General features: G+C 72.2%; 27 protein-coding genes. 20 read left to right on the top strand and 7 right to left on the bottom strand.

What is annotated here, in order from left to right:
• The first annotated feature begins 111 nt into the window (after positions 1–111).
• From AC4BEG_RS13955 to AC4BEG_RS13935, 5 genes are read left to right on the top strand one after another with little or no spacing between them, the layout of a single operon-like run.
• Positions 112–990 carry an STAS domain-containing protein gene (locus tag AC4BEG_RS13955; RefSeq protein WP_490706218.1) on the top strand — a complete coding sequence of 293 codons (879 nt, stop codon included), beginning with the start codon at positions 112–114 and terminating at the stop codon, positions 988–990.
• Positions 987–1,397, top strand: a complete 411-nt coding sequence (locus AC4BEG_RS13950; protein WP_490706217.1) for an STAS domain-containing protein — start codon at positions 987–989, stop codon at positions 1,395–1,397. The genes AC4BEG_RS13955 and AC4BEG_RS13950 overlap by 4 nt, the downstream gene beginning before the upstream one ends.
• A complete protein-coding gene (locus tag AC4BEG_RS13945; protein ID WP_490706216.1) occupies positions 1,381–1,854 on the top strand; it encodes an ATP-binding protein in 474 nt (157 codons plus the stop codon). Before AC4BEG_RS13950 ends, AC4BEG_RS13945 begins: the two co-directional genes overlap by 17 nt.
• Positions 1,851–2,876 carry a SpoIIE family protein phosphatase gene (locus AC4BEG_RS13940; RefSeq protein ID WP_490706215.1) on the top strand — a complete coding sequence of 342 codons (1,026 nt, stop codon included), beginning with the start codon at positions 1,851–1,853 and terminating at the stop codon, positions 2,874–2,876. Before AC4BEG_RS13945 ends, AC4BEG_RS13940 begins: the two co-directional genes overlap by 4 nt.
• Positions 2,873–4,180 (top strand): PP2C family protein-serine/threonine phosphatase, encoded by a 1,308-nt coding sequence (locus tag AC4BEG_RS13935; RefSeq protein ID WP_490706214.1) that lies wholly within the window; start codon positions 2,873–2,875, stop codon positions 4,178–4,180. Before AC4BEG_RS13940 ends, AC4BEG_RS13935 begins: the two co-directional genes overlap by 4 nt.
• Here the strand turns inward: AC4BEG_RS13935 and AC4BEG_RS13930 are convergent, their stop codons facing one another.
• A complete protein-coding gene (locus AC4BEG_RS13930; protein WP_490706213.1) occupies positions 4,181–4,837 on the bottom strand; it encodes a hypothetical protein in 657 nt (218 codons plus the stop codon). It abuts the gene before it with no gap.
• A 349-nt stretch (positions 4,838–5,186) separates the two neighbouring features.
• Between AC4BEG_RS13930 and AC4BEG_RS13925 the strand changes: the two genes are divergently transcribed.
• Entirely contained in the window at positions 5,187–5,912 is a 726-nt protein-coding gene (locus AC4BEG_RS13925; RefSeq protein WP_490706212.1) for a hypothetical protein, read from the top strand.
• Between the two features lie 13 nt (positions 5,913–5,925).
• Here the strand turns inward: AC4BEG_RS13925 and AC4BEG_RS13920 are convergent, their stop codons facing one another.
• Positions 5,926–6,774, bottom strand: a complete 849-nt coding sequence (locus AC4BEG_RS13920) for a hypothetical protein (protein WP_490706211.1) — start codon at positions 6,772–6,774, stop codon at positions 5,926–5,928.
• Positions 6,775–6,845: 71 nt separating this feature from the next.
• Between AC4BEG_RS13920 and AC4BEG_RS13915 the strand changes: the two genes are divergently transcribed.
• The 4 genes from AC4BEG_RS13915 (at position 6,846) to glmM (ending at position 11,232) form a co-directional block, all read left to right on the top strand.
• The gene (locus tag AC4BEG_RS13915) at positions 6,846–8,465 is read left to right on the top strand and encodes an ABC-F family ATP-binding cassette domain-containing protein (protein ID WP_490706210.1); all 1,620 of its coding nucleotides are present in this window, start codon (positions 6,846–6,848) and stop codon (positions 8,463–8,465) included.
• Positions 8,466–8,731: 266 nt separating this feature from the next.
• Complete coding sequence (rplM, locus tag AC4BEG_RS13910; RefSeq protein WP_044571628.1) at positions 8,732–9,175, top strand: 50S ribosomal protein L13; 444 nt, start codon at positions 8,732–8,734, stop codon at positions 9,173–9,175.
• A 41-nt stretch (positions 9,176–9,216) separates the two neighbouring features.
• Complete coding sequence (gene rpsI / locus AC4BEG_RS13905; protein ID WP_490706209.1) at positions 9,217–9,720, top strand: 30S ribosomal protein S9; 504 nt, start codon at positions 9,217–9,219, stop codon at positions 9,718–9,720.
• 153 nt (positions 9,721–9,873) lie between these two features.
• Entirely contained in the window at positions 9,874–11,232 is a 1,359-nt protein-coding gene (gene glmM / locus AC4BEG_RS13900) for a phosphoglucosamine mutase (protein WP_490706208.1), read from the top strand.
• Positions 11,233–11,295: 63 nt separating this feature from the next.
• Here the strand turns inward: glmM and coaA are convergent, their stop codons facing one another.
• Positions 11,296–12,303: a type I pantothenate kinase gene (gene coaA / locus AC4BEG_RS13895; RefSeq protein WP_490706207.1), complete on the bottom strand. Its 1,008-nt coding sequence runs from the start codon at positions 12,301–12,303 to the stop codon at positions 11,296–11,298.
• Between the two features lie 225 nt (positions 12,304–12,528).
• Between coaA and glmS the strand changes: the two genes are divergently transcribed.
• Together glmS and AC4BEG_RS13885 are read left to right on the top strand one after the other, a co-directional pair.
• Positions 12,529–14,376: a glutamine--fructose-6-phosphate transaminase (isomerizing) gene (glmS, locus tag AC4BEG_RS13890; protein WP_490706206.1), complete on the top strand. Its 1,848-nt coding sequence runs from the start codon at positions 12,529–12,531 to the stop codon at positions 14,374–14,376.
• Positions 14,377–14,386: 10 nt separating this feature from the next.
• The gene (locus AC4BEG_RS13885) at positions 14,387–14,755 is read left to right on the top strand and encodes a holo-ACP synthase (RefSeq protein ID WP_490706205.1); all 369 of its coding nucleotides are present in this window, start codon (positions 14,387–14,389) and stop codon (positions 14,753–14,755) included.
• Positions 14,756–14,800: 45 nt separating this feature from the next.
• Here the strand turns inward: AC4BEG_RS13885 and bla are convergent, their stop codons facing one another.
• Positions 14,801–15,718: a class A beta-lactamase gene (gene bla, locus AC4BEG_RS13880; RefSeq protein ID WP_490706204.1), complete on the bottom strand. Its 918-nt coding sequence runs from the start codon at positions 15,716–15,718 to the stop codon at positions 14,801–14,803.
• 183 nt (positions 15,719–15,901) lie between these two features.
• Here bla and AC4BEG_RS13875 point away from each other — a divergent pair, with 183 nt between their 5' ends.
• From AC4BEG_RS13875 to AC4BEG_RS13865, 3 genes are all read left to right on the top strand, one after another.
• Complete coding sequence (locus AC4BEG_RS13875; RefSeq protein WP_490706203.1) at positions 15,902–16,765, top strand: LysR family transcriptional regulator; 864 nt, start codon at positions 15,902–15,904, stop codon at positions 16,763–16,765.
• On the top strand, positions 16,762–17,661 hold the full coding sequence (locus AC4BEG_RS13870) for a serine hydrolase (RefSeq protein WP_490706202.1): 900 nt from the start codon (positions 16,762–16,764) through the stop codon (positions 17,659–17,661). The genes AC4BEG_RS13875 and AC4BEG_RS13870 overlap by 4 nt, the downstream gene beginning before the upstream one ends.
• 110 nt (positions 17,662–17,771) lie before the next feature.
• Positions 17,772–19,097 (top strand): FtsW/RodA/SpoVE family cell cycle protein, encoded by a 1,326-nt coding sequence (locus tag AC4BEG_RS13865; RefSeq protein WP_490706201.1) that lies wholly within the window; start codon positions 17,772–17,774, stop codon positions 19,095–19,097.
• A 38-nt stretch (positions 19,098–19,135) separates the two neighbouring features.
• Here AC4BEG_RS13865 and AC4BEG_RS13860 read toward each other — a convergent pair whose 3' ends face one another.
• Together AC4BEG_RS13860 and AC4BEG_RS13855 are read right to left on the bottom strand one after the other, a co-directional pair.
• Positions 19,136–19,903 carry a maleylpyruvate isomerase family mycothiol-dependent enzyme gene (locus AC4BEG_RS13860; protein WP_490706200.1) on the bottom strand — a complete coding sequence of 256 codons (768 nt, stop codon included), beginning with the start codon at positions 19,901–19,903 and terminating at the stop codon, positions 19,136–19,138.
• Positions 19,904–20,091: 188 nt separating this feature from the next.
• Entirely contained in the window at positions 20,092–21,537 is a 1,446-nt protein-coding gene (locus AC4BEG_RS13855) for an NAD(P)H-hydrate dehydratase (RefSeq protein WP_490706199.1), read from the bottom strand.
• Positions 21,538–21,629: 92 nt separating this feature from the next.
• On the opposite strand from AC4BEG_RS13855, the gene alr reads away from it, so the two are divergent.
• The 4 genes from alr (at position 21,630) to AC4BEG_RS13835 (ending at position 24,929) form a co-directional block, all read left to right on the top strand.
• The gene (alr, locus tag AC4BEG_RS13850; protein WP_490706198.1) at positions 21,630–22,784 is read left to right on the top strand and encodes an alanine racemase; all 1,155 of its coding nucleotides are present in this window, start codon (positions 21,630–21,632) and stop codon (positions 22,782–22,784) included.
• Between the two features lie 2 nt (positions 22,785–22,786).
• Positions 22,787–24,001 carry an alpha/beta fold hydrolase gene (locus AC4BEG_RS13845; RefSeq protein WP_490706197.1) on the top strand — a complete coding sequence of 405 codons (1,215 nt, stop codon included), beginning with the start codon at positions 22,787–22,789 and terminating at the stop codon, positions 23,999–24,001.
• Positions 24,002–24,016: 15 nt separating this feature from the next.
• Positions 24,017–24,517, top strand: a complete 501-nt coding sequence (gene tsaE, locus AC4BEG_RS13840; RefSeq protein WP_490706196.1) for a tRNA (adenosine(37)-N6)-threonylcarbamoyltransferase complex ATPase subunit type 1 TsaE — start codon at positions 24,017–24,019, stop codon at positions 24,515–24,517.
• A gap of 217 nt (positions 24,518–24,734) precedes the next feature.
• The gene (locus AC4BEG_RS13835) at positions 24,735–24,929 is read left to right on the top strand and encodes a hypothetical protein (protein ID WP_490706195.1); all 195 of its coding nucleotides are present in this window, start codon (positions 24,735–24,737) and stop codon (positions 24,927–24,929) included.
• Between the two features lie 25 nt (positions 24,930–24,954).
• Here the strand turns inward: AC4BEG_RS13835 and AC4BEG_RS13830 are convergent, their stop codons facing one another.
• Positions 24,955–25,521, bottom strand: a complete 567-nt coding sequence (locus AC4BEG_RS13830; protein WP_490706194.1) for a hypothetical protein — start codon at positions 25,519–25,521, stop codon at positions 24,955–24,957.
• A 262-nt stretch (positions 25,522–25,783) separates the two neighbouring features.
• Here AC4BEG_RS13830 and tsaB point away from each other — a divergent pair, with 262 nt between their 5' ends.
• Positions 25,784–26,455: a tRNA (adenosine(37)-N6)-threonylcarbamoyltransferase complex dimerization subunit type 1 TsaB gene (gene tsaB, locus AC4BEG_RS13825; RefSeq protein ID WP_490706193.1), complete on the top strand. Its 672-nt coding sequence runs from the start codon at positions 25,784–25,786 to the stop codon at positions 26,453–26,455.
• The last annotated feature ends 8 nt before the right edge of the window (positions 26,456–26,463 follow it).

Below are 26,463 nucleotides of genomic sequence, written 5' to 3'. Positions count from 1 at the left end.
CGGCGGGATGGGGACCCTGGGATGGGCGGGAATCGTCTTCCGGGGTATCTGGAAGATCGATAGCATTTGCCGTCCGACAACTGAGCGCAGGCTGCCGCGAAAGGGATGCGCGTGAGTACCAGTGAGGCCGCCGTACGGGAACGCCTGACCAGGGCTCTGCGTGAGCGGGACGCGGAAATCGCCGACCGCTGGGTGGAGTTGCAGCTGGAACAGGCGCTGCTGGGGACGGACATCAGTGAGGCCGAACTCCGCGAAGAGGCCGATGCGTTGATCGACGCGCTGGTGCCCGGTCTGGAGAGCGGGGCGCCGGTGGACCGGGTCGTCACCTCCAACTCCGGCCTCCAGGAAGCGGTGGTGCGGCTGTCGATGCGCCGGGCGCGGGGCGGGGCCACCCCGACGGTGACCTCGCTCGCGGTGCTCGCGCTCAAGGAGGCGCTGCTCAAGGCGGTGCAGCGGGAGACCCGGGACGCGGAGGAGCTGTTCGCGTCGGCGGTGTTCCTCAACCGGCTGCTGGATGTGGCCGGAGCGCTGTCGTTCGAGACCTATGTCGAGGGCCGCGAGGAGATCATCCGGCGGCAGAGCCAGCAGTTGATGGAGCTGTCGACGCCGGTGGTGCGGCTGTGGCGGCAGGTGCTGGCGGTGCCGCTGATCGGCACACTGGACACCGCCCGGACGCAGGTGGTGATGGAGAACCTGCTTCAGGCCATACAGGACCACGAGGCGCTGGTCGCGATCGTGGACATCACGGGTGTGCCCACGGTGGACACCGCGGTCGCCCAGCATCTGATGCAGACCGTCAACGCGGTTCGGCTGATGGGCGCGGACTGTGTGATCAGCGGGGTCCGGCCGTCGATCGCGCAGACCATCGCCCAGCTCGGTATCGATCTGTCCGCCATCCTCACCCGGGCGACGCTGGCCGATGCGCTGGCGGCCGCGATCAAGCTCATCGACGGTCCGGGCCCCGACGGGGACGACGGAGAGGGCCGGTGACCGCGCCCCGCCCGGCGGGCGTGCCGATTCTGCGGCTGGGTGATGTGCTGGTCACCGGGCTGCTCAATGAGCTGGACGACGGGGCCGCCGTCGCCTTCACCGAGGAGCTGACCGAGCGCATCTCGGCGGAGGGCGCTCGCGGGGTGCTCATCGACATCTCACGGCTGGAGATCATCGACTCCTTCGTGGCGCGCACCCTGATGGAACTGACCACCGTGGCGCGGCTGCTGGGCGCGCGGGTCATCGTGGCGGGGATGCGGCCGCCGGTGGCTATCACCCTGGTCGAGCTGGGGATCGAACTGGTCGGGGTGGAGACCGCGCTCAACCCCGAGCAGGGGTTGGCCGCGCTGGGGTGGCGGCAGGCCGAGCAGTCCGTGGGAGGGTCCCGGCGTGGCGCCGCCCGGTGAGTCGGCCCTGGCGTCGTGGGGGACGGCGGTCCCCACCTCCGCGGAGGAGGGCGCTCTCGCGCCGTCGGCCCATATGGTGCGGACCGAGGAGGATCTGCTGACGGTCCGGCACGCGGTGCGCGCGGCCACGGTGGAGGTCGGTTTCGGCCTGGTGGACCAGACCCGGGTGGTCACGGCGGCGAGCGAGCTGGCGCGTAACGCGTATGTCCATGGCGGCGGCGGCCTTGTCACCATCGAGTATCCGCGGCGACCTGGCGCCCGGGGGCTGCGGCTGGTGGTCAAGGACGACGGACCGGGTATCGCGGATCTGGACGCGGCGCTGACCGACGGCTTCACCACGGGCTCGGGCCTGGGCCATGGACTGGGCGGCGCCCGGCGGCTGATGGACGAGTTCACGGTGCGGACCGGGCCGGGTGAGGGCACTGTGGTGACCGCCACCCGCTGGACGGCCCGGTGATCCGCACCAGCGCACCGCCCACCTCCGCGGTACGGGTGGATCACCACAGCGCGGTGCATCTGGCCGCGGTGACCGCCCGCGGTGTGGCGCAGGACTGCGGGCTGCCGGGCGCGCTGCCCGACCGGGCGGCGGTGATCGCCTCGGAGCTGGCGAGCAATCTCGACAAGCACGCCAGCGACGGCACGCTCTACATCCAGCCGACCCCGCTCGGGGCCGGGGTGGAGATCCTGGCCGCCGACCGCGGCCCGGGGATGCCGGAGCTGGAGCGCTGTCTGACCGATGGCTACACCACGGCCGGCACGCTGGGGGTGGGGCTGGGCGCGGTGAGCCGGATGGCCACCCACTTCACCATCCGCACCGGGGCCGACGCCGGTGGCGGGACCTGGGCATGCGCCCGGCTCACCCCGCCCGGCGACCGCGAGACCGCGCTCCAGGACGTGGGCTCGGTGTGTCTGGCGGTGGAGGGGGAGGAGGACTGCGGTGACGCCCGCGCGGTGGTGCAGACCGGTGAGACCCGCACCGCCGCCGTCCTGGACGGGCTGGGCCACGGCCCGCAGGCGGCCGAGGCGGCCCAAGTGGCCCTGCGGTCCTTCCTCGCCGACCCCGATCGGCCACTGCCCGATCTGCTCACCGTGATGAACCGCGCCCTGCGCCGCACCCGGGGGGCCGCCGTCGGGCTGCTGCGGCTGCGCCCGGAGAGCGCCGACTACTGCGGTATCGGCAATGTCCGCACGCTGACCCTCTCCCACGCGGGGGCGCACCACCGGCTGACCGGGCAGCCCGGGGTGGTCGGCTGGAGCATGCCGACACCGCGCACCCACGGCTTTCCGGTGCCGCCGGGGGCCACCGTGGTGCTGTACAGCGACGGTATCGACTGCCGGTGGGCGCGTGAGCCGTCGCCGTCCCTGCTGCGCCTGCCCCCGTCCCTGCTGTCCGCGGCGCTCGCCCACGGCCACCGTCGGCTCCGTGACGACGCGACGGTCCTGGCGTCCAGACCCCCACAGACACCGAGGCTGCCATGACGACCCGGACCGCTGGATGCGCCACCAGGGCGGAGGTGTGCCGGGCCGTACGACGGCTGGCCCATGACCACGGCCTGGATCCCATGCTCCGGGGACGGCTGGTGCTGTCGGCGGCCGAGGTCGCGGCGGAGGCCGTACGGACCGCCGAGGGCACCAGCGTGACCTGGTCGTTCGAGCGGGACCGCAATGCGCGGGGCAGTGGTCTGGGCGTGCTCACGGTCACGCTGCGCACGGCCCGGCCCCCGGCCCCGCGGTCGGTGACGGAGCTGCCGCTGCCCGCGGACGCGGTGCACGGTCTGGAGGTGGTGTGGCGGCTTCCGGCCCGCGCGGCGGCGCCCGGACCGCTCGGGAACGGCACCGGCCCAGCGGGCGGCTCCGTCAACGGCGGCGGTTCGTCCGACGATGCCGCGCTCGCCGACGAGGAGTTGCGCGCCGTGGTGGCCCGCGCCGACGCGCTCACCGCCGAGCACCGCAGGCTGAAGGACGAACTGGAGGAGACCAACAGCGGGGTTCTCGCCCTCTACGTCCAGCTCGACGAGCGCGACGAGCAGTTGCGCACCGCCCACGGCCAGACCCTGCGGGAACTCGAGGACGCGCTGCGCCCCTCCCCGCTGGAGGTCGAGGGGCTCGAACTGGCCGTCCACTACGCTCCGGCGGGCACCGACGCCCCCACCGGCGGGGATCTCTACGACTGGTTCGTCCTGCCCGACGGCACCGTCCACATCACCATCGTGGACGCCCTCGGACACGGCGTGACCAGTACGCGCAGCGCGCTCAATGTCACCCACGCGGTGCGCACCCTCGCCCTGGAGGGCCATCACCTGGAGTCGATCGTGGCGCGGACCGACGAGATCCTGCTGCCCTTCGACCGGAGCGTGATGGCCACCGTGCTGCTGGCCCGGGTGAATCCGGCCACCGGTGAGCTGCGGGTGGCCAACGGCAGCCATCCTCCCGCGCTGCTGCTGCGGGAGGACGGAACGGCCCGATATCTGGAGGCCCGTGGGCGCGGGATCGGCTTTCCGATGCCCGGAAGCGACCGGCTGGTCGGCGAGCGGCTGGCCTCGGGCGACCTTCTGCTGCTCTACACCGACGGGCTCACCGAGAGCCGGAAGGACCCGATCGAGGGCGAGAAGCGGCTGATGGAGGCCGCGCGGAGCCACCGGGGCCGCCCGACGGAGGACATCCCCGGCGCGATCGCGCGGGATATGCACACCGTGATCCTCCACCCGGACGACACTCTCGCCCTGGCCGTCCGGCTCATCGGCGGCCGATCGCCGGATCGGCCGCCGACGGCTGACGGGTGATCACCGGGCGGGGCCCAGCCGCTGCCCAGGGATCCGGCCGGGGCGCTGTCCGCCCCGGCTCTGCCGCGGCAGCACCGGCCGCAGCGAGGGGTGCCGGCGGCGCAGGCCCCTGTCCTGGGGCTGGGCGCGGACCAGCTCCTCGAACAGCGCGCGGGCGGCGACCAGTGCCTCGCGCATCCGCTCGGTCCCGACCTCGCCGTCGCCTCGGGTCTGCGCGGCCATCAGATGCAGTCGGCGGTAGCCGTCGACGGTTTGGGCGTGGCGGACGGACAACGCGTCCATCTGCTCCTCGTGGGACGTCGAGGCGTAACCGCGCTCGACGGCCAACTCACCGAGCAGCCGGTCGGCTTCCCGCACCGCGTGGGCGGGGGCGTCGACGAACTGCTCCTGAAGGCCCGCCCACCGTGCCGCGTAGCTCTCCCGGGCCTCCGGTGACAGGCGCTGTATCGGCAGATTGCCGTAGTGACGGACCCGCTCGCTCAGCTCCCACTGCGCGGCTTTCTCATCGCCGTTGTGCCGGGAGACGGCCCGGTCGTACTCGGGGCCGAACCGGTTCATGAGTCCGCCGCGGCCGCTCTGGCGGACCGACGGGGCGAACACCAGCGCCGCCATGGCTCCCAGGACCGCCACCAGGATGACGAGCGTAACTGTTGACATCGTGCTGCCTTCCGCAGAGTTTTCCTCGCTCGAGGCTGATATCACCGAGTGTTACCGAAGTCGCCCGGGTCAAACACACTCCGTTCGCTTCGGGGCCTCAATTCACCGTGGTGGGGCATGCGATGGCCAGGTCACCGTCCCGGGTGGGATACGGGCGCAGCCCGTGCCCGACCGGGTGGAGATTGCCGCAACGCGCGCATGCCGTACAACGGTCGGACGCTTCCGGCGGTCCGCACATGGGGGGCGATATCGGATCGTGAGGGAAATCCCTTGGTGTGCCGCGTCCCACCGTTATTGGATGACCTCGGACAAGAGGGCGGGGCATCGATCTGAGATGGACGGAATAGTGATGAAGTCTGGTACGCGTGTTGTCGTCGCGGCAGCGGTGGCCGCGACGCTCGGTCTGCTGACCGGGTGCGGCGGCGACAGCGACGATGCCAAGGGCAAGGGGGACGGCGCCAAGGACGAGCAGACCGCGGCCGCCGCACCGCTGTCCGCGGCGCAGTTGGAGCGGGCCGCCGTGACCAAGGCCGATGTCAAGGGCTTTGAGATCGAGAAGATGTCGGAGAAGGAGTTCTCCGACGGCGGGTCCGCCAAGGCCGAGAAGGCCGCATGCCAGCCGATCGCCCAGCTGATGGGGTCCTCGTTCGACCCCGCGCCGAAGGCGTCCGTCTACCGGACGTACGCCCAGGCCAAGGGCGGGAAGCTGGGCGGCTCCGGCTTGATCCGGCTCTCCACGTACGGCGGCGGTGACGCCGAGCGCACGGTCAAGGACCTGCGTGGCGCCGTGTCGGCCTGTCAGGGCGGGTTCGCCGCCAAGGACGGCTCCGGGAAGAAGTCCGATATCGCCAAGGTGACTCCGCAGGCCGACCCCGGGCTGGGCGATGAGTCGCTGTCCTTCAACCTGCTGGACGCGAGCAAGGACAAGGCCGTGGTGAAGTTCGCCGTGGTGCGCGCCGGTTCCCAGCTGAGCGTGTTCTTCGGGGTGAACCTGATGGACCCCAGCAAGTCCGATGTTCCGGCGAAGCTGTTGAAGGCGCAGACCACCAAGCTCAAGAAGGCGAACGCCTCCTGAGGACGCGCGGGCGTCAGTCGGTGGCCCCGGCCGCCGCTGACGCCTGGGCGTTGCCGCGGGCCAGGATGCGGCGGAAGGCGTAGTCCGCGAGGTCGCGTCCGGCCCCCAGCGCCTTGGTGTCCCGCGTGGTCACCGACTTGCCCGAGGTGTAGCCGGAGATCGTGAAGTAGGCGTAGCGGCCAATGGCGTTGGTGGATCGGCGGCACACCGGGCCGTGGCAGAAGTTCACACCGCCCCCGGACAGGGCCGCGACCCCGCCCTCGGCCTGCTTCTTCGCCTTCTCCGCCGCGGCCTTGGTGTCGAAGACGGCGATGCCGACGGTGACACCGACCCCGTTCTGGGAGTAGGTCGCGCGGAAGAGCTTGCGGCAGCCGTTGCCGGTGAGCGCCGGGGCGAGCCCGCCCTGGGCCACCGAGGCGCAGTTGGTGGTGGCTGACGTCGCCGCCTTCGTATAGCCGCGCCCCTGGGTGACCGCCTTCTTGTCCGGGAACAGGGTTCCCGCGCTGAGCGGCGCCTTGTCCCGCTTCGCGCTGGAGATGATGTCCAGCGGCTTCGGCGGCGCCGGTGGGGCCACATTGGAGAAGGTGGGCTCGGGAGTGGACGAGCCGCTCGGCAGGTCCTGCGGTGTGGGCAGTTGGCTCGCCGACGCGTCGGAGCCCGAGCCCTTGTTGTCGCTGCTGGTCACCGCGATGGCCACGATCGCGGCCACGGCGCCCGTCGCGAGCAGTCCACCACCGGCCAGCAGCCATGTGCGGCGCCTGCCGCGCGCGGCGGTGTCGTCCGCCAGCGCGTTCCAGTCCGGTGTCGGCGGCTGAGGCGCCCCACCCCCGGGCCCGTACGGTCCCCCATGCCCAAAGCTCATGGCGCGCATCTTAATCCGCCCAGCTCATAAACCGGTTGGCCGGACCGTGACCGCGAGGTCACAATCCGGGCATGGGTCATCTGGAGGCGGCACACCTGGAGTACTACCTGCCCGATGGACGAGCACTGCTCGGCGATGTGTCGTTCCGGGTCGGGGAGGGCGCCGCGATCGCGCTCGTCGGCGCCAACGGCGCGGGCAAGACCACCCTGCTGAGGCTGATCGCGGGCGAACTCCAGCCGCACGGCGGATCGGTGACGGTCGGTGGCGGTCTCGGGGTGATGCCGCAGTTCGTGGGGTCCGTACGGGATGAGCGGACCGTGCGCGACCTGCTGGTCTCCGTCGCCCGGCCACGGATCCGCCAGGCCGCGAAGGCCGTGGACGACGCCGAGTACGCGATCATGACGCGGGACGACGAGCCCGCCCAGATGGCCTACGCCCAGGCGCTCAGCGACTGGGCCGAGGCCGGTGGCTACGAGACCGAGACGGTGTGGGACATGTGCACCTCGGCCGCGCTCGGCGTCCCCTATGAACGCGCCCAGTGGCGCGAGGTGCGCACCCTCTCCGGCGGTGAGCAGAAGCGTCTGGTCCTGGAGTCGCTGCTGCGCGGCACCGATGAGGTGCTGCTGCTGGACGAGCCGGACAACTATCTGGACGTCCCCGGCAAGCGCTGGCTGGAGGAGCGGCTGCGGGAGACCAAGAAGACCGTGCTGTTCGTCTCCCACGACCGGGAGCTGCTGGCCCGCGCCGCCGAGAAGATCATCAGCGTTGAGCCGGGTCCGGCGGGCAGTGACGTCTGGGTGCACGGCGGCGGCTTCGCCAGCTACCACCAGGCCCGCAAGGAGCGCTTCGCCCGTTTCGAGGAGCTGCGCCGCCGCTGGGACGAGGAGCACGCCAAGCTGCGCCGTCTGATGCTCACCTTCAAGCAGAAGGCGGCGTACAACTCGGACATGGCCGGGCGCTACCAGGCGGCCAAGACCCGGCTGCGGAAGTTCGAGGAGGCGGGCCCGCCGCAGGAGCCGCCGCGCGAGCAGGACATCCGGATGCGGCTGAAGGGCGGCCGTACCGGAGTGCGCGCCGTCACCTGCCGGGGGCTGGAGCTCACCGGGCTGATGCGCCCCTTCGACCTGGAGGTCTTCTACGGCGAGCGGGTCGCGGTGCTGGGCAGCAATGGCTCCGGGAAGTCCCACTTCCTGCGGCTGCTGGCGGGGGAGGAGGTGGCGCACACCGGGGAGTGGAAGCTGGGCGCCCGGGTCGTCCCCGGCCACTTCGCCCAGACCCACGCCCACCCCGAGCTGGCCGGGCGCACCCTGGTGGACATCCTGTGGACCGAGCACGCCCGGGACCGGGGCGCCGCGATGAGCGCGCTGCGCCGCTACGAGCTGGAGCGCCAGGGCGACCAGCCCTTCGACAAGCTCTCCGGCGGCCAGCAGGCCCGCTTCCAGATCCTGCTGCTGGAGCTGGCCGGGACCACCGCCCTGCTGCTGGACGAGCCGACGGACAATCTGGACCTGGAGAGCGCGGAGGCGCTCCAGGAGGGGCTGGAGCGTTACGACGGCACGGTGCTGGCCGTCACCCACGACCGCTGGTTCGCCCGCTCCTTCGACCGCTTTCTGGTCTTCGGCGCGGACGGCCGGGTCCGTGAGGTCACCGAGCCGGTCTGGGACGAGGCCCGGGTGGCGCGTAAACGCTGAGTGGCAGGGGTGCGCCGGAGGTGTTTTGACCCGTCCGGGGGCGGACCGGTATTCTGCCAGTTCGTTATGCGTATTGGCTTGCTCGTTCTCACGTGAGAGGCCGTTACGCCGGTCCACCGGGCCGATGACCAGCGGCAATGCACCCGGATGCGTCACCGAGGTGCGGCCAGGGCTGTCGTGATCGTCCGGGTGGCCTTGTAAGGACCCGTCCCCTCGGTTCTCGCGAACCTGAGGAGACCCCACACTGAGAAGCGAAGGCTACGACCGTGCGTACGTACAGCCCCAAGCCCGGCGACGTCCAGCGTCAGTGGCACGTCATCGACGCCACCGACGTCGTTCTCGGCCGCCTGGCCACCCAGGCTGCCACCCTCCTGCGGGGCAAGCACAAGCCCGTATACGCGCCGCATGTCGACGCTGGTGACTTCGTCATCATCATCAACGCCGACAAGGTGCACCTCTCCGGCAACAAGCGGACCCAGAAGATGGCGTACCGCCACTCCGGCTACCCGGGTGGTCTGCGTTCCATCCGCTACGACGAGCTGCTGGAGAAGAGCCCGGAGAAGGCCGTCGAGAAGGCCATCAAGGGCATGCTCCCCAAGAACACCCTGGGCCGTCAGATGCTCTCGAAGCTGAAGGTGTACTCGGGTGACCAGCACCCGCACGCCGCTCAGCAGCCGGTCCCGTTCGAGATCACCCAGGTCGCGCAGTAGTCCCGGCCATCCCCTAAGACGAAAAGAATCTGAGGAGCATCGTGGCCGAGACCACCGCCGAGACCCCCCTCGAGGTCGAGGAGTACACCACCGAGAGCGTTGAGACGGTCGAGTCGGAGTACACCTCCGAGTCGCTCGCTTCCCGCTTCGGTGACCCGCAGCCGGCCGCCGGCACCGGGCGCCGCAAGAACGCCGTGGCGCGTGTCCGCATCGTGCCGGGCAGCGGCCAGTGGAAGATCAACGGTCGCACCCTTGAGGGGTACTTCCCCAACAAGGTGCACCAGCAGGAAGTCAACGAGCCCTTCAAGGTGCTCGAGCTGGACGACCGCTACGACGTCATCGCCCGCATCTCCGGCGGCGGCGTCTCCGGACAGGCCGGTGCGCTGCGCCTGGGCATCGCCCGCGCGCTGAACGAGGCGGACGTGGACAACAACCGCGGCCCGCTGAAGAAGGCCGGCTTCCTGACCCGTGACGACCGCGCCACCGAGCGTAAGAAGGCCGGTCTGAAGAAGGCCCGCAAGGCGCCGCAGTACAGCAAGCGCTAATCCGCCCGAGCCCATCGGGCCCAGCGGAATCGCTGTTCATTCGAACGCCCCGGCGGCACCACCAGTGCCCCGGGGCGTTCGGCTATCGCCGCCAGGGGGCGTATACCTACAAGCAAGCTCCTGCCCCCCAGCTCGCAATCTCGGAGGACACCAGTGGGACGACTCTTCGGTACGGATGGTGTGCGCGGTGTCGCAAACGCCGACCTGACAGCTGAGATGGCGCTCGGGCTGTCGGTCGCGGCAGCGCATGTGCTCGCCGAAGCGGGAACCTTCGAGGGCCACCGGCCGGTGGCCGTGGTCGGGCGGGATCCGCGCGCGTCCGGGGAGTTCCTGGAAGCCGCCGTGGTGGCGGGGCTGGCCAGTGCCGGGGTGGACGTGCTGCGGGTGGGCGTGCTGCCGACGCCCGCGGTCGCGTATCTCACCGGCGCGCTCGACGCGGACCTCGGGGTGATGCTCTCCGCCAGCCACAACCCGATGCCCGACAACGGCATCAAGTTCTTCGCCCGCGGCGGCCACAAGCTGGCCGACGAGCTGGAGGACCGGATCGAGACCACCTACCGCGCCCATGCCTCGGGCGAGCCGTGGGACCGGCCGACCGGCGCCGGGGTGGGCCGGGTCCGCGACTACGAGGAGGGCTTCGACAACTACGTCGCCCACCTGGTCGCCGCGCTGCCGGGCCGGCTCGACGGGATCAAGGTCGTCGTCGACGGTGCCCACGGCGCCGCCTCCCGGGTCTCCCCGGAGGCGTTCGCCCGCGCCGGGGCCGAGGTCGTCACCATCGGCGCCGAGCCGGACGGTCTCAACATCAACGACGGCCACGGCTCCACCCATCTGGCGAAACTCCAGGCCGCCGTGGTCGAGCAGCACGCCGACCTCGGAGTGGCCCACGACGGCGACGCCGACCGCTGTCTGGCCGTGGACGCCACCGGCCGGGAGGTCGACGGCGACCAGATCCTCGCCGTCCTCGCGCTGGCGATGCGCGAGGCTGGCACCCTGCGCAACAACACGGTGGTCGGCACCGTGATGTCCAACCTCGGCTTCAAGCTCGCCATGCGGCGGGAGGGCCTGGAGCTGGTCCAGACGGCGGTCGGCGACCGCTATGTGCTGGAGGAGATGAAGAGCCACGACTACGCGCTCGGCGGCGAGCAGTCCGGCCATGTGATCGTCCTCGACCACGCCACCACCGGTGACGGCACCCTCACCGGTCTGCTGCTGGCCGCCCGCGTCGCCGCCACCGGCCGCACCCTGGCCGACCTCGCGGCCGTCATGGAGCGGCTGCCGCAGGTGCTGATCAACGTCCCGGACGTGGACAAGTCCCGCGTGGCCTCCAGCGCCGACCTCGCCGCCGCGGTCGCCGAGGCCGAGCGCGAGCTCGGCGAGACCGGCCGCGTCCTGCTGCGCCCCTCCGGCACCGAGCCGCTGGTCCGGGTCATGGTCGAGGCCGCCGACATCGACCAGGCCCGCTCCGTGGCCGGCCGCCTGGCCGACGCGGTGAAGTCCGCCCTGGGCTGAGCGGGAACGCATCGCGGAGGGGCTGCCGTACGCGGCCCCTCCGCGCAGTACGGCCGGGGCTCCTCAGAGCTTGCGCAGGGAGAGCCGCTGCACCTTGTGGTCGGGCCCCTTGCGGAGGACGAGCGTGGCCCGCCCGCGGGTGGGCTGCACGTTCTGCTGGAGATTGGGCTTGTTGATGGTCCGCCAGATCATCCGGCCGTAGTCCAGCGCCTCCTCCTCGGAGACCTGGGTGTACTTGCGGAAGTATGAGGACGGGTCCTGGAAGGCGGTCTCGCGCAGCTTCCTGAAGCGGCCGAGGTACCAGCTCTCGATGTCCTCGGTACGGGCGTCCACGTACACGCTGAAGTCGAAGAAGTCGGCGAGCCCGACCCGGGTCCGCCCGTCCTTCCCCGGCAGCGCCGGTTGCAGCACATTGAGCCCCTCGACGATCAGGATGTCGGGGCGGTGCACGGTCAGCCGCTCGTCCGGGACGATGTCGTAGATCAGATGCGAGTAGACCGGCGCGGAGACCTCCGCCTTGCCCGCCTTCACATCGGCGACGAAGCGGGTCAGCGCCCGGCGGTCGTACGACTCGGGGAACCCCTTGCGGGACATCAGCCCGCGCCGGTGCAGCTCGGTGTTGGGGTAGAGGAAGCCGTCGGTGGTGATCAGCTCGACGCGCGGATGCTCCGGCCAGCGGGCCAGGAGCGCCTGGAGCAGCCGGGCGGTGGTGGACTTGCCGACCGCGACACTGCCCGCCACCCCGATGACGAAGGGGGTGCCGGGCTGGGTGCCGCTGCCCTTCTTGGTGTCCCCGAGGAAGGTGTTGAGGGCGCCGCGCAGCCGTCCGGTGGCCGCGACGTAGAGGTTGAGCAGCCGGGACAGCGGCAGATAGACGTCCCGCACCTCGTCGAGGTCGATGACGTCGCCGAGCCCCCGCAGCCGCTCGACCTCCGCGGCGGTCAGCGGCAGCGGGGTCTTGTCCCGCAGTGCGCTCCACTCCGCGCGCGAGAGATCCACGTACGGGCTGGCCTCGCTCCGCCGCTGCGGTGCGCGCACGGTGCGCGCACCGCGCGCAGTTGACGTGATCACCCCTTCATTGTCGGGGCTGGGCCCGGAACTGTGGGGTGCGGACGGCGTGGGGTCGGTCACCCCCGGGGGGCCATCCCCGGGTCACCATCGGGCCACCACCGGGCCATGACCGGGCCACTCCCGGTCATCCCGGCAGGGCACCTGCGGCGCCCGAGCACACCGCGCGGCGTGCGCGACGCGCGGGCCGTCGTCCGTCCCCGAGCGGGCGGGTCGTACGCTGCCTTCATGTGCGGAATCGTTGGTTATGTGGGAGGGCAGTCCGCCCTCGATGTTGTCCTGGCCGGTCTCAAGCGGCTCGAGTACCGCGGCTACGACTCGGCCGGGGTGGCCGTGCTCGCCGACGGCGGACTGGCCTCCGCCAAGAAGGCGGGCAAACTCGCCAACCTGGAGAAGGAGCTGGCCGACCGGCCGCTGCCCAACGGGGGCACCGGGATCGGCCACACCCGGTGGGCCACCCACGGCGGCCCGACCGACGCCAACGCCCATCCGCACCTGGACAATGCGGGCCGGGTCTCGGTCGTCCACAACGGCATCATCGAGAACTTCGCGGTGCTGCGCGCCGAGTTGGCCGAGCGCGGCCATGACCTCGCCTCGGAGACCGACACCGAGGTCGTGGCGCATCTGCTCGCCGAGTCCTTCTCCTCCTGCGGTGACCTGGCCGAGGCGATGCGCCAGGTGTGCCGTCAGCTGGAGGGTGCCTTCACCCTGGTCGCGGTGCACGCGGACGCGCCCGATGTGGTGGTCGGGGCGCGCCGGAACTCGCCGCTGGTGGTCGGGGTCGGTGAGGACGAGGCGTTCCTCGCCTCCGATGTGGCCGCCTTCATCGCGCACACCCGCGAGGCCATCGAGCTGGGCCAGGACCAGGTGGTCGAGGCCCGCCGCGACGCGGTGACGGTGACCGACTTCGACGGGGCGCCCGCCGAGGTCCGTCCGTACCACGTGGACTGGGACGCCTCCGCCGCCGAGAAGGGCGGCTACGACTACTTCATGCTCAAGGAGATCGCCGAGCAGCCGAAGGCGGTCGCGGACACCCTCCTCGGCCGGATCGACCTCTCCGGCAGCCTCTGCCTGGACGAGGTCCGCATCCCCGCCTCCGTGCTGCGCGAGGTCAGCAAGGTCGTGATCGTCGCGTGCGGCACCGCGTACCACGCCGGGATGATCGCGAAGTACGCCATCGAGCACTGGACGCGGATCCCCTGCGAGACGGAGCTGGCGAGCGAGTTCCGCTACCGGGACCCGATCCTGGACCAGCGCACCCTGGTGATCGCCATCTCGCAGTCCGGCGAGACCATGGACACCCTGATGGCGCTGCGCCACGCCCGTGAGCAGGGCGCCAAGGTGCTGGCGATCTGCAACACCAACGGCTCGACGATTCCGCGCGAGTCCGACGCGGTGCTCTACACCCACGCCGGTCCCGAGGTCGCGGTCGCCTCGACCAAGGCGTTCCTCACCCAGCTGGTGGCCTGCTATCTGGTGGCGCTGTACCTGGGGCAGGTACGCGGCACCAAGTGGGGCGACGAGATCATCTCGGTGATCCGCGAGCTGTCGGAGATCGCCACCCAGGTGGAACAGGTCCTGGAGACGATGGAGCCGGTGCGCGAGCTGGCCCGCACCCTGGCCGACAAGAACACGGTGCTCTTCCTCGGGCGCCATGTGGGCTTCCCGGTGGCGCTGGAGGGTGCGCTCAAGCTCAAGGAGCTGGCGTACATGCACGCCGAGGGCTTCGCGGCCGGTGAGCTGAAGCACGGTCCGATCGCGCTGATCGAGCAGGACGTCCCGGTGGTCGTCGTGGTGCCGTCGCCGCGCGGGCGGTCGGTCCTCCACGACAAGATCGTCTCCAATATCCAGGAGATCCGGGCGCGCGGTGCCCGCACGATCGTGATCGCCGAGCGCGGCGACGAGGCGGTGGCGCCCTACGCCGACCACCTGATCGAGATCCCCGCGACCCCGACCCTGCTCCAGCCGCTGGTGGCCACCGTGCCGCTCCAGGTCTTCGCCTGCGAGCTGGCGACCGCGCGCGGCAACGAGGTGGACCAGCCGCGCAACCTGGCCAAGTCGGTGACCGTCGAGTGATCGTGATCCCGTGATCATCGGTGTCGGTATCGATGTGGCCGAGATCGACCGCTTCGCCGATGCCCTGCGGCGTACGCCGGGGCTGGCGGAGCGGCTGTTCGTGGCGGACGAGCTGACGCTGCCGAGCGGCGAGCGACGCGGGATCGCGTCGCTCGCCGCCCGGTTCGCCGCCAAGGAGGCGCTGGCCAAGTCGCTGGGCGCGCCGGGCGGACTGCGCTGGACGGACGCCGAGATCGTGACCGAGGACTCCGGCCGTCCGCGGCTGACCGTCCGCGGCACGGTCGCGGAGCGCGCGGCGGAGCTGGGCGTCCGTGGCTGGCATGTCTCGCTGAGCCATGACGCGGGGGTCGCCTCCGCGGTGGTGATCGCCGAGGGGTGACCCGGCTCCCGGACCCTTGGCCCGTTCCGGGCGGTCCCGTACCCGCTACTTGAGGGTGTCGGCCACCACCCCGGCGGCCTGCGCCAGCAGCCGGTCGTCGGGCTTGCCGTCCTTCGCGGTGCGGTTCGTCATGATCGCCACGACGATGGGGTCCGCACCGGGGCGCCACACCACCGCGATGTCGTTGCGGGAGCCGTAGGTGGCGCCGGTGCCGGTCTTGTCACCGACCGTCCAGTTCTTGGGCATGCCCGCCCGGATGGTTGTCGCGCCCGTGGTGTTCCTCTTCAGCCAGTCGGCGAGCTGTGCGCGTTCGGGCTTCTCGAGCGTGTCACCGAGGACGAAGGAGCGCAGGTCCTTGGCGAACGCCCGGGGAGTGGTGGTGTCCCGGGTGTTCTTGGGGTTCCAGTCGTTCAGACCCGGTTCGTTCCGTTCCATCCGGGTGATGTCGTCGCCCATCTTCTCCAACGCGGCGTCGAGCGACTTGGGGCCGCCGAGTTCTTCGAGGATCAGATTGGCCGCGGTGTTGTCGCTGTAGCGGACGGCGGCGTCGGACAGCTCACCCAGGGTCATTCCGGTGTCGACATGCTTCTCGGTGATCGGGGACCATTCGATCAGATCGTCCTTGGAGTACGTGATCTTCTTGTCCATGCCGTCGAGCGAGCGCTCGCGCAGGATGGCCCCGGCGGCCATGGCCTTGAAGGTGGAGGCGAAGGGGAAGCGGGCGCCGTCGTTGTACGCCACCTCCCGCCCGGTTCCGGTGTCGATGGCGTAGACCCCCAGGCGTGCGTCGAACTTCTGCTCCAGGCCCTTGAACTCGTCGGTGAACGAGCGGGTGGCGGCGGGCTTCGCCGCCATGGAGGCCGACGACGGCGAGGAGTCGTCCTGGCCGCAGGCCGCGAGCGGGACGAGGACGAGGGTGGTGAGCGCACCGCGAAGGGCGCGCCGGGCACGGGTCTGCCGCATGGTCCGGTACCTCCTGATCTGCCCTGTATGACAGGACATATGGGGGATGGGATGCCTTCTGCGCACACCCTTGCCGCGTTCGGCCATACGGTCCAATACACTTCTGAGGGTTTCCATTCGGAAATGGCATGACAGTGGTGTGGAGTGGCGGTTGTGGATCTGGTGGGAGCGTGCCGCGCGTTCGTGAGCGTGAGTGAGCGCGGCAGTTTCACCGTCGGGGCGGCCGCAGCCCGGATGTCGCAGCCGGTGGCCAGCCGCCGGATCGCCGCGCTGGAGGCGCACTTCGGGGAGCGGCTGTTCGAGCGCACCTCGCGGCAGGCCGTCCTCACCCCCTTCGGCCACGAGCTGCTGCCCGCCGCCCGGCAGCTGGTCCAGGCGGCCGATGTGCTGCACCACGAGGCGGAGGCCGCCAAGCACAAGCCGTGGCGGCTGGCGATGCCCGGTATCTGCTCCACCGTCGACCTCGCCCAGCTGGTGGCCGACGCGCGGGGGCACGGTGTCACCCTCGACCTCCGGGTCGCGCCGCCGCGCCGGCGGGAGGAGCTGGTCCGCTCCCAGCAGGTGCGGGCCGCCCTGCTGCCGGTGCCGCCGGACGAGGCGCTGTGGTCGGTGCCGCTCGGGCTGGCCGGGGTCCGGAACCCCGGGGTGAAGCGCCTCTACCTGGAGGCCCTGCGGATGGGCCGGGGCGCCCCCGAACCGCCCCGCCGGATCCGGATCCAGCCGGAGGACGACGTCCCGCACATCCGCGATCCGCTGACCCGGCTGCGGGACGCGCTCGGGCTGCGGCCCGCGCAGCTCGTGGTCGCCGACGACCTCACCACGGCCGCGGCGGACGTCCTGTGCTCCGACGATCTGCTGCTGTGCTCACCCGCCCAGGCCCGTGAACTGGCCCTGAACTGGCGGCCCATGGGCGAACTCACCCTCACCCGGGGCTACGCCGTCACGGCCGCCGCGGCCGGTAACCCCCGGCACATCCAGGCCCGCCTGGGCGACGCGATAGCGCGCTGCCTCGGCGCCGTACCGTCCACCGAAGGGGGCGTGACATGACCGAGGGGCTGCTGCGCGAGATGCGCGGACAGCTGCGCGACGGCGGTCTGCGCGGCTATCTGCTGGTCCGGGATCTGCGCACCGGCGAGGAGCTGGGCATCGAACCGGATGCCCAACTGCCGTCCGCCTCCTTGGTGAAGGTGCCGCTCGCGCTGGCGACGGCCGAGCGCATCCGGCGCGGTGAACTCGACGGGGCGACCACGCTGGAGGTGCGGCCCGGGGGGATCACCACCCCCGGCCCGACCGGGCTGAGCCGCTTCCGCCATCCCGCCCGGGTCGCCGTCGACGACCTGGTCTATCTGAGCACCTGCGTCAGCGACGGAACCGCCGCCGACGCGCTGTTCGAGCTCACCCCGCCCGACCGGGTCACGCAGATCCTCCACGAACTCGGTCTGCACGGCATCACCGTCCGGCACACCATGCACGAGCTGTCCGACACCCCCGAGGAACGCTTCGACAGTGGACAGGCCCATCTCGCCCACGCCCTCGCCATCGACGCGGGCACCTCGGGCCGCGGCCACCGGGTGCCGCAGCTCGACACCACCCGCGCCAATACCGGCAGTGCCCGCGCCTGGGCCGATCTGCTGCAAGCCCTGTGGACACCGTCGGCGATCCACCCGGAGGCGGCCGAGCGGGTACGCGGTCTGATGGCCCACAACCTGATGCGGCAACGCCTCGCCCCGGACTTCGTCTCGGACGCCGCCATCTGGTCTTCCAAGACCGGCACCCTCCTCAACCTCCGCCATGAGATCGGTGTCGTGGAGCACGCCGACGGCCAGAGCTTCGCCGTTGCCGTGCTCACCGAGTCCGTGGTGCCCGCGAGCAGCCAGCCCGGCGCCGAGGCGCTGATGGCCCGGGTCGCCCGGACCCTGCGGGACCACCTCCGCCAGCTCTAGTCCCCTTTGAACGACAGGCGTTGGGCCCTGGCCGTCGGTCCCCACGCGGAACCGTCCCGGTGCGTCGCGCCCTCTTCCCCTCCGGAATCCACACGTGACGGGGGAAACACATGGAACGTGCGGCCGAATTACGTCTGCTGGGGCTGGCGGCGGTCCTGACACTGCTGGGGTACGCCTCGGTGGGTCTGGCCCTCGACGGGGAACTGCCCGGCCACCTGCCCGCGTACGCGCTCGGGGCGGTGCTGCTCACTGCGGTGGCCCAGCTCGCGGTGCGCCGCTTCGCCCCGTACGCCGACCCCCTCATTCTGCCGCTGGCCGTCACGTTGAGCGGGCTCGGCCTGGTGCTGATCCATCGCCTGGACCAGTCCTACGCCCAGCGCTACAACTCCCCGGCGATGGCGCCGGCCCAGGTGCGGTGGACCGTCATCGGCCTGGTCGTCTTCCTGGGGGTCCTGGCGCTGCTCAAGGACGACCGGCGCTTGCGCCGTTACACCTACGTCACCGTCCTGGTCTCCCTGGTGCTGCTGATGGCCCCGGCGTTCTTCCCCGGGGACCTGTACGGCGCCAAGCGCTGGATCCGGCTGGGGGCGCTGTCGTTCCAGCCCGGGGAGTTCGTCCGGATCGGGATCGCGGTGTTCTTCGCGGGCTATCTGACGGCGCACCGGGACGCGCTGGCGCTGGCGGGCCGCCGGGCGCTGGGCTTCCATCTCCCGCGCGGCAGGCAGTTCGGGCCGATCGCGGCGGTGTGGGTCTTGAGTCTGCTGGTGCTGGTCTTCGAACGGGACCTGGGCACCTCGCTGATCTTCTTCGGGCTCTTCGTGATCATGATCTACGCGGCCACCGAACGCACCAGCTGGGTGGTGGCGGGGCTGCTGATGTTCGCGGGCGGCGCCTATGTCGTGGGCTCGATGGAGCCGCATGTGCACGGCCGGATCGTCGCCTGGCTGCACCCCATGGACTACTACCTGCCGGATCCGCCGCCCGGACTCACCTCTCCGCAGGCCGCGGAGGCGCTGTTCAGCTTTGGCACCGGCGGGGTCACCGGCACCGGTCTGGGCCAGGGCCACTCCGATCTGATCGGGTTCGCGGGGCGCTCGGACTTCATCCTGACCACGGTCGGCGAGGAGTTGGGCCTCGCGGGGACGACGGCCGTTCTGCTGCTGTACGCGCTGCTGATCGAACGGGGCCTGCGGACGGCGCTGGCGGCGCGCGATCCGTTCGGCAAACTGCTGGCGGCCGGGCTGTCCGGGGCGCTGGCGCTTCAAGTGTTCGTGGTGGCGGGCGGGGTCACCGGTCTGCTTCCGCTGACCGGAAAGGCGATGCCGTTCCTGGCCGCGGGCGGCTCCTCCCAGGTGGCCAACTGGGTGCTGATCGCGATCCTGATGAAGATCAGCGACCGGGCGCGCAGACCCGAGGGCGTCATGGCGGCCGGATAGCCGTGGAGCTGTACGGGGGCGCTACCGGGGCGCCCCCGTCACTCCAGCCAGAAGCCGGTCCGCGTCAGCCACAGCTCCAGCAGGGCGGTGTCGCCGAGCACGTCGACGCGGGGCGCGGGCCGCCGGTAGATCAGCAGCAGCAGTTCCGCCAGCGGGCCGCGCACCGTCACGGCCGCCTCCTCGTCGGTACGGCGCCAGACCGGGGCGGGCCCGGTGAGGTCGACCAGCCAGCGTGCCCCGGTGTCCGTGGCCTGGAACCGGAGGGTCCGGCCCGGACCGAGCAGCGCGGGCTCGGACTCATAGGCATCCGGCACCGTGCCGAAGTCCATCCACTCGTCGAGCGCGTCGGACGCCGGTTCCGCGTCGAGGGTGTACTCCACGCCGACGGCCAGGGCGGCGTCCGCCCGGTGCACGGCCGTCTCGTAGGCCATCCGGCGGGCCCAGAACATCGGGGTGCCGCCCGGTCCCGGCGTCCACACCGGTACGTCCGGCCCTGCCGCGCGCAGGGTCTCCGCCAGCCGGGCGGCACCGTCGGCGAGTTGGGCGTCCAGTGCCTCCGCGCTCTCGCCGTCGATCCGCGGGACGTCGTTGACCAGGTCGTCGGAGACTGGCTCCGCCGACCGGGAGCCGACCACTTCCCCGGCCCAGCGGTGCGCACCGTTCAGATGGCGCAGCAGCTGACCGAGGGTCCACTCCGGGCAGCTGGGCACCGGGGCGTTGAGGTCCGCGCCCTTGACGCAGTCCCTCAACCGCTCGGTCTGCGTGACGATTTCGGCGGCGTAGCGGTCCAGGCTCAGGGTGGTCATGCGGGCCAGGCTACGGACCGCCGCGCGGGGTGCCACCGGTTTTGCGCTCAGGCATCACTTCCGGCCACACCACTGGCGTGGTCCGGGCGCGCGGCCCTTCGCGGGCCCCGGCGACCGGGCCGGGCGAGGGCGCCGCGGGACCTTCCCCGCCGCCCGGCCGGCGCACCCCGTGCCATCAGGCCGTGCTGTCAGGCCAGGACGTCCCGCCATGCCTCCGCGAGCGCCGTCGCCACGTCGTACGCCGCGATCGGCGCGCCGTGCGGGCCCGCCGCGCGGCGCGCCGCCAGGCCGTGGAGATAGGCACCGACCGAGGCCGCGTCGGCGGCGCCGAGGCCCGCCGCCAGCAGGGAGCCGGTCAGCCCGGACAGCACATCGCCGCTGCCCGCGGTGGCCAGCCAGCCGGTGCCGGTGGGGTTCACCCGCACCGGTCCCGCCTTGCCCGCGACCAGGGTGGTGGACCCCTTGAGGAGCACCGTGGCGCCATAGCGCCCGGCCAGCTCCCGTACCGCCGCCAGCCGCCCGGACTCCACCTCCTCGCGGGAGACGCCGAGCAGGGCCGCGGCCTCGCCCGCGTGCGGGGTCAGCACCGTGGGCGCCTCGCGCGTGCGCAGATCGCCGGGCGGCAGGAGGCGCAGCCCGTCGGCGTCGACCAGGACGGGGACATCGGAGCGGAGTACGTCCTCCAGCGAGTGCCGGGCCGCCGCGCCGTCGCCGAGGCCGGGGCCGACCACCCACGCCTGGACCCGGCCCGCCTTGGCCGGGGGACCGGAGTGCACCAGTGTCTCGGGGAAGCGCGCGATGACCGCGTCGGCCGCCGGGCCCACATAGCGCACCGCCCCCGCGCCGCCGCGCAGCGCGCCCGCGACGGCCAGCACCGCGGCGCCCGGGTAGCGGGCGGAGCCCGCCACGACACCGACCACCCCGCGCCGGTACTTGTCGCTCTCCGCCGAGGGCCGGGGCAGCAGCGCCGCCACGTCCGCGTGCTGAAGCGCCTCCGCGTCCGGTACGGGCGGCAGATACGGCTCCAGGCCGATGCCGATCAGCCGCAGCGCACCCGCGTGGGTCCGGGCCGGGTCGATCAGCAGCCCCGGTTTGTACGTACCGAAGGTGACGGTGGCGTCGGCGCGCACCGCGGCGCCCTTGACCTCCCCGGTGTCGGCGTCCACCCCGCTCGGCAGGTCCACGGCGACGACCGTGCCGCGCACCGCCCGCGTCAGCCGCTCCGCTTCGGTCCGCAGCCCGCCCTTGCCGCCGATGCCCACGATTCCGTCCACGACCAGTTCGGCGCGGGCCAGGGTCGGTTCGGCGCGTTCGTCGTCGGCCGCCACGGCCCGTCCGCCCGCCGTGAGCAGTGCGCGCAGACCCCCCGGATGGGCCCGGTCCGGGGCGAGCAGCACCGCCGTGACCCCGGCGCCGCGCCGGGCCAGCCGGGCGCCCGCGTAGAGCGCGTCGCCCCCGTTGTCCCCGCTTCCCGCCAGTACGGCCACCCGGGCGCCGGACACCCGGCGCAGCAGATCGGCGCAGGCGGCGGCCAGTCCGGCCGCCGCCCGCTGCATGAGCGCTCCGTCCGGCAGCCGCGCCATCAGCTCCCGCTCCGCGGCCCGTACGGTTTCGACGCTGTAGGCAGTCCTCATGGTCACAGTCTCCACAGTCTCCCGAACGGAGGGCACCTTGTGCGGAAAAGCACACACTCCGGTCGGCCCATGGGCCTGAGAGACTGACGGGGATGGACGAGACACCGATGCGCGCCCGTGCCGTGGTCGACCTGGCCGCCCTGCGGGACAACGTTCGGGCGCTGCGCGCCGCGGCGCCCACCGCCGAGCTGATGACCGTCGTCAAGGCGGACGGCTACGGTCACGGCGCGCTGCCCTGCGCGCGCGCCGCCCGCGAGGCCGGTGCGAGCTGGCTGGGCACGGCCACGCCCGAGGAGGCGCTCGCGCTGCGCGCGGCGGGTGACACCGGTCGGCTGATGTGCTGGCTGTGGACGCCCGGTGGCCCCTGGCGGGAGGCGATCGAGGCGGACATCGACGTCTCGGCCAGCGGTGTGTGGGCGCTGCGCGAGGCCGTCACCGCGGCCCGCGCCGCGGGCCGGACCGCCCGGATCCAGCTGAAGGCCGACACTGGACTCGGCCGCAGCGGCTGCCAGCCCGCCGACTGGCCGGAGTTGGTAGCCGAGGCCCGCGCCGCGGAGGCGGAAGGCACCGTACGCGTGACGGGCGTGTGGTCCCATTTCGCCTGCGCCGACGAGCCGGGCCACCCCTCCATCGAGGCCCAGCTGACCACCTTCCGCGAGATGGCCGGGCACGCCGAGCGGGCGGGGCTGCGGCCGGAGGTGCGCCATCTGGCCAACTCCCCGGCCACTTTGACCCTTCCCCAGTCCCATTTCGACCTCGTCCGGACCGGTATCGCCACCTACGGCATCTCGCCGAGCCCCGAGGTCGGCGTGCCCGCCGATTTCGGGCTGCGGCCGGTGATGACGCTGTCCGCCCGGCTCGCCTCGGTCAAGCGGGTGCCGGGTGGACACGGGGTCTCCTACGGCCACCGCTATGTCACCCCCGGCGAGACCACCCTCGCCCTGGTGCCGGTCGGCTACGCGGACGGCATCCCGCGCCATGCATCGGGGGTCGGCCCGGTGCTGGTCGCGGGGAAGTGGCGGACGGTCGCGGGCACGGTGGCCATGGACCAGTTCGTGGTGGACCTCGGCGGCGACAGCGCGGAGGAGGGCGAGGAAGCGGTGCTCTTCGGGCCGGGGGACCGGGGCGAGCCGACGGTCGAGGACTGGGCACGTGCCGTGGGCACGATCGCGTATGAGATCGTCACCCGTGTGGGTTCCCGGGTACCACGCGTTTATGTAGGTCATTCGGGGGGCACAGGGATCTGACCATGGGCGACGACAGCACGGCAGAGATGGCGACACGAGTCGTGGCGGGGGCCACAGCCGTGAGCTGGAGGCGCGGAGCCGGGTTCGCGGGCGCCGCGATCGGCGTCCTCGCGGCCGGAGCGGCGGCGGGCGTTGCCGTGGAGCGCCTCACGGTCGGCCGCGGCGTACGGCGCAAGGCACGGCTCGCGCTGGACGCCGAGGGCCCGTACGGCAGCCTGCGCGGCACCCCCGGCACGGCGGTGGCCGACGACGGCACCGAGCTGCACTACGAGGTCGAAGAGGTCCGGGAGCGCAGCGCGCCCGCGCCGTCCCGGCGCAAGCGGCGGTTCGGCCGCAAGGCCGCGGCCGCCCCCGTCACCATGATCTTCAGCCATGGCTACTGCCTCGCCCAGGACTCCTGGCACTTCCAGCGCTCCGCGCTGCGCGAGGTGGTCCGCACCGTCTACTGGGACCAGCGCTGCCACGGCCGCTCGGCGCGCGGCTGCGCCCAGGCCGACGGCGACGCGCTCACCATCGACCAGCTCGGCCGTGATCTGAAGGCGGTCATCGACGCCGCGGCGCCCGAGGGCCCGCTGGTGCTGGTCGGCCACTCCATGGGCGGCATGACGCTGATGGCGCTGGCCGCGCAGTACCCGGAGCTGGTGCGGGAGCGGGTGGTCGGCGTGGCGTTCCTCAGCACCTCGGCGGGCCGTCTCGGCGAGGTCAGCTTCGGCCTGCCGGTCGTCGGGGTGAACGCGGTGCGCAGGGTGCTGCCGGGGCTGCTGAAGGCGCTGGGCTGGCAGGTGGAACTGGTCGAGCGGGGCCGCCGGGCCACCGCCGATCTCTTCGCCGGGCTGATCAAGCGCTATTCGTTCGGCTCGAAGGACGTGGACCCCGGTGTCGCGCGGTTCGCGGAGCGGCTGATCGAGGCCACCCCGATCGATGTGGTCGCGGAGTTCTATCCGGCGGTCCTCGCCCATGACAAGGCCGCGGCGCTGCCGCACTTCGACGGGCTGCCGGTGCTGGTGCTGGCGGGCGACAAGGACCTGATCACCCCGATGGAGCACAGCGAGGCCATCGCGGAGCTGCTGCCCGGCGCCGAGCTGGTGATCATCGAGGAGGCCGGTCATCTGGTGATCCTCGAGCACCCCGAGGTGGTCAACGGACATCTGACCGAACTGCTGGCCAGAGCGGTGGGCGGGGTCGACGGACGGGCCCGGCGCGGGGTGTCCGGCTGAGTACCATCGGCCGGTATGGACGTAGCGACACGTATCACCGTCACCTCCCCCGAGCAGATGCGGGACCTGGGCCGCAGGCTGGCCAAGCTGCTGCGCCCCGGCGATCTGGTGCTGCTCACCGGTGAGCTGGGCGCGGGCAAGACCACGCTGACCCGGGGCCTGGGGGAGGGCCTGGGCGTGCGGGGCGCGGTCACCTCGCCGACGTTCGTGATCGCCCGCGTCCACCCCTCGCTCGGCTCCGGTCCGCCCCTGGTCCATGTGGACGCCTACCGTCTGGGCGGCGGTCTGGACGAGATGGAGGACCTCGACCTCGATGTGTCGCTGCCGGAGTCGGTGATCGCCGTCGAGTGGGGCGAGGGCAAGGTCGAGGGGCTGTCGGAGGACCGGCTGCATGTGCTGATCGAGCGGGCGGTGGGCGACGGCGCGGCCGGTGACCCGGACGACCCCCGCGAGGTGGTGGTCACCGGGGTCGGTCCGCGGTGGGCCGGTGAGGACCTGGCGTCGCTGGCCGGATGACGGCACGGGCCGCCCGGGGACCTCTCCCGGGCGGCACGGGTGAACGACAGGGATGACGGACGGCTCACGGGGTACATTCCGACAAGCCGTCGGCATGATGTTGCGCTGTGGGCATAGGCCGTGGTCACATGGGAGGGGGAGAGTAGTTAGGCGTGCCTAACCACCTTCGGATTTTTCCCTGTTCGTCCGAATGCCCCAGGACCCTCAGGAGGCATCCATGTCGGCCCAGGAACCCGTCGTCGGGACAGACCACCGCGACGATGGCCGTTCACCGTCGATGAGGGATCTGCTGGCGGCCTGCGCGGCGGCCAGCGCGGTGTCCACACCGCCGGTGGAGGAAGCCCGGCCCGCCGCGGAGCGGCAGGCGCCCGAGCCGGACGAGCCCGTGCGCGAGCGCCGCGACGCCGCGTAGGGCCCGAGCGTCGCCGCCCGATCGTCTACTTGATCACCACGACCGCGGTGCCGACCTGCGCGAACTCCCACATCGCCGATCCGTCGGCTCGGGACTCCCGCACCGCGCCGGTGCGCTTGCGCGCGTTCGGGTCCGGCATCGAGCCGTCCATGGCCGCGCTGAAACCGAACACCACGCCCCCTTCCGAGTGGAAGACGACGACGTTCTCGACCTGCACCCCGTCCGACCCCACGCCGCCCTGGTTCCGTGAGCTGATCTGGTACGTCCCCGGGTCCGGGCTGGCCGAGCTGGGGCCGACCTCGAAGGTGCGGGTGGCCCGTCCGTCCGCGCCGACCAGCCACACCCGCCGGTCCCCGAGCGCGTAGACGACCCGCGTACCGGTCCCCGACCCCTTGGGCAGGACCGTGGACTTCTTCTTCGCCTTCTTCGGCCGGTCCTTCGACTCTCCGGCGTGCGAGCCGGGCCGGGCCTGGGTGGGATGGTCGGGTGCGGTCGCCGCGGCCTGGTAGCCGAGGAAGCCGACGGCGCCGAGCGCGGCGGCGGTGAGAACGGCGACGGCGGGCGCGGTGCTGCTCCTCGGCACGGCGGACATCCTCTCCTGCGGTCAGTACGCGCTCACGGCCCGTACATACGTATGCCGACCGTAGCACCGGCACGGTGCACGGGTGCGCGCTCACCGCGCTCCACCGCGGCCCTGTTGCGCCCTTGGTACGCGCGCGCCCTTGGTATGCGGCATGCGCCCTTGGTGCGAAAGCGCCCTTGGAGCGCCCTTGGCGCGAAAACGGACGGCGGGGGCGGACCAACGCCGCCGTACACCGAAGAACGATCTTCCGGGGGCGCCGTAGGCTGTCCTCGTGCTGTTGCTCGCTCTTGATACCGCCACCCCCGCCGTCACGGTCGCCCTGCACGACGGTTCCGAAGTCCTCGCCGAGTCCGCCGACATCGACGCCCGGCGCCATGGCGAGCTGCTGCTCCCCGCCGTCCACCGGACCCTGCGGGCGGCGGGCACCGAGCTGGCCGAGGTGACGGAGATCGTCGTCGGGGTCGGCCCCGGTCCCTACACCGGGCTGCGGGTCGGGCTGGTGACGGCCGCGACCTTCGGGTCCGTGCTCGGCATCCCCGTCCACGGGCTGTGCACGCTGGACGGCATCGCGTACGCCGCCGGGCAGGCCGGTCTCACCGGACCCTTCGTGGTGGCCACCGACGCGCGCCGCAAGGAGGTCTACTGGGCCCGCTACGACGACCCGCGGACCCGGGTGACCGAGCCCGCCGTGGACCACCCCGCCGACCTCACCGAGGGTCCGGCCGCCGGGCTGCCCGCCGTCGGCGCGGGCGCGCTCCTCTACCCGGCCGCCTTCGCCGAGGTCCCGCCCGGGATGCCCGAGTACCAGTCGGCCGCCGCGCTGGCCTCGGTCGCCGCCGAGAAGCTGGCGCGCGGCGAGGAACTGCCGCCGCCCCGGCCGCTGTATCTGCGCCGCCCCGACGCCAAGGTGCCCGCGAACTACAAGGTGGTCACCCCCAAGTGACCGGCCCG

It is taken from the genome of Streptomyces sp. JLBJ103, from assembly GCF_058215575.1.
The sequence above is the reverse complement of the archived record's forward strand: the minus strand, read 5'-3'. Positions and strand labels throughout refer to the sequence as shown.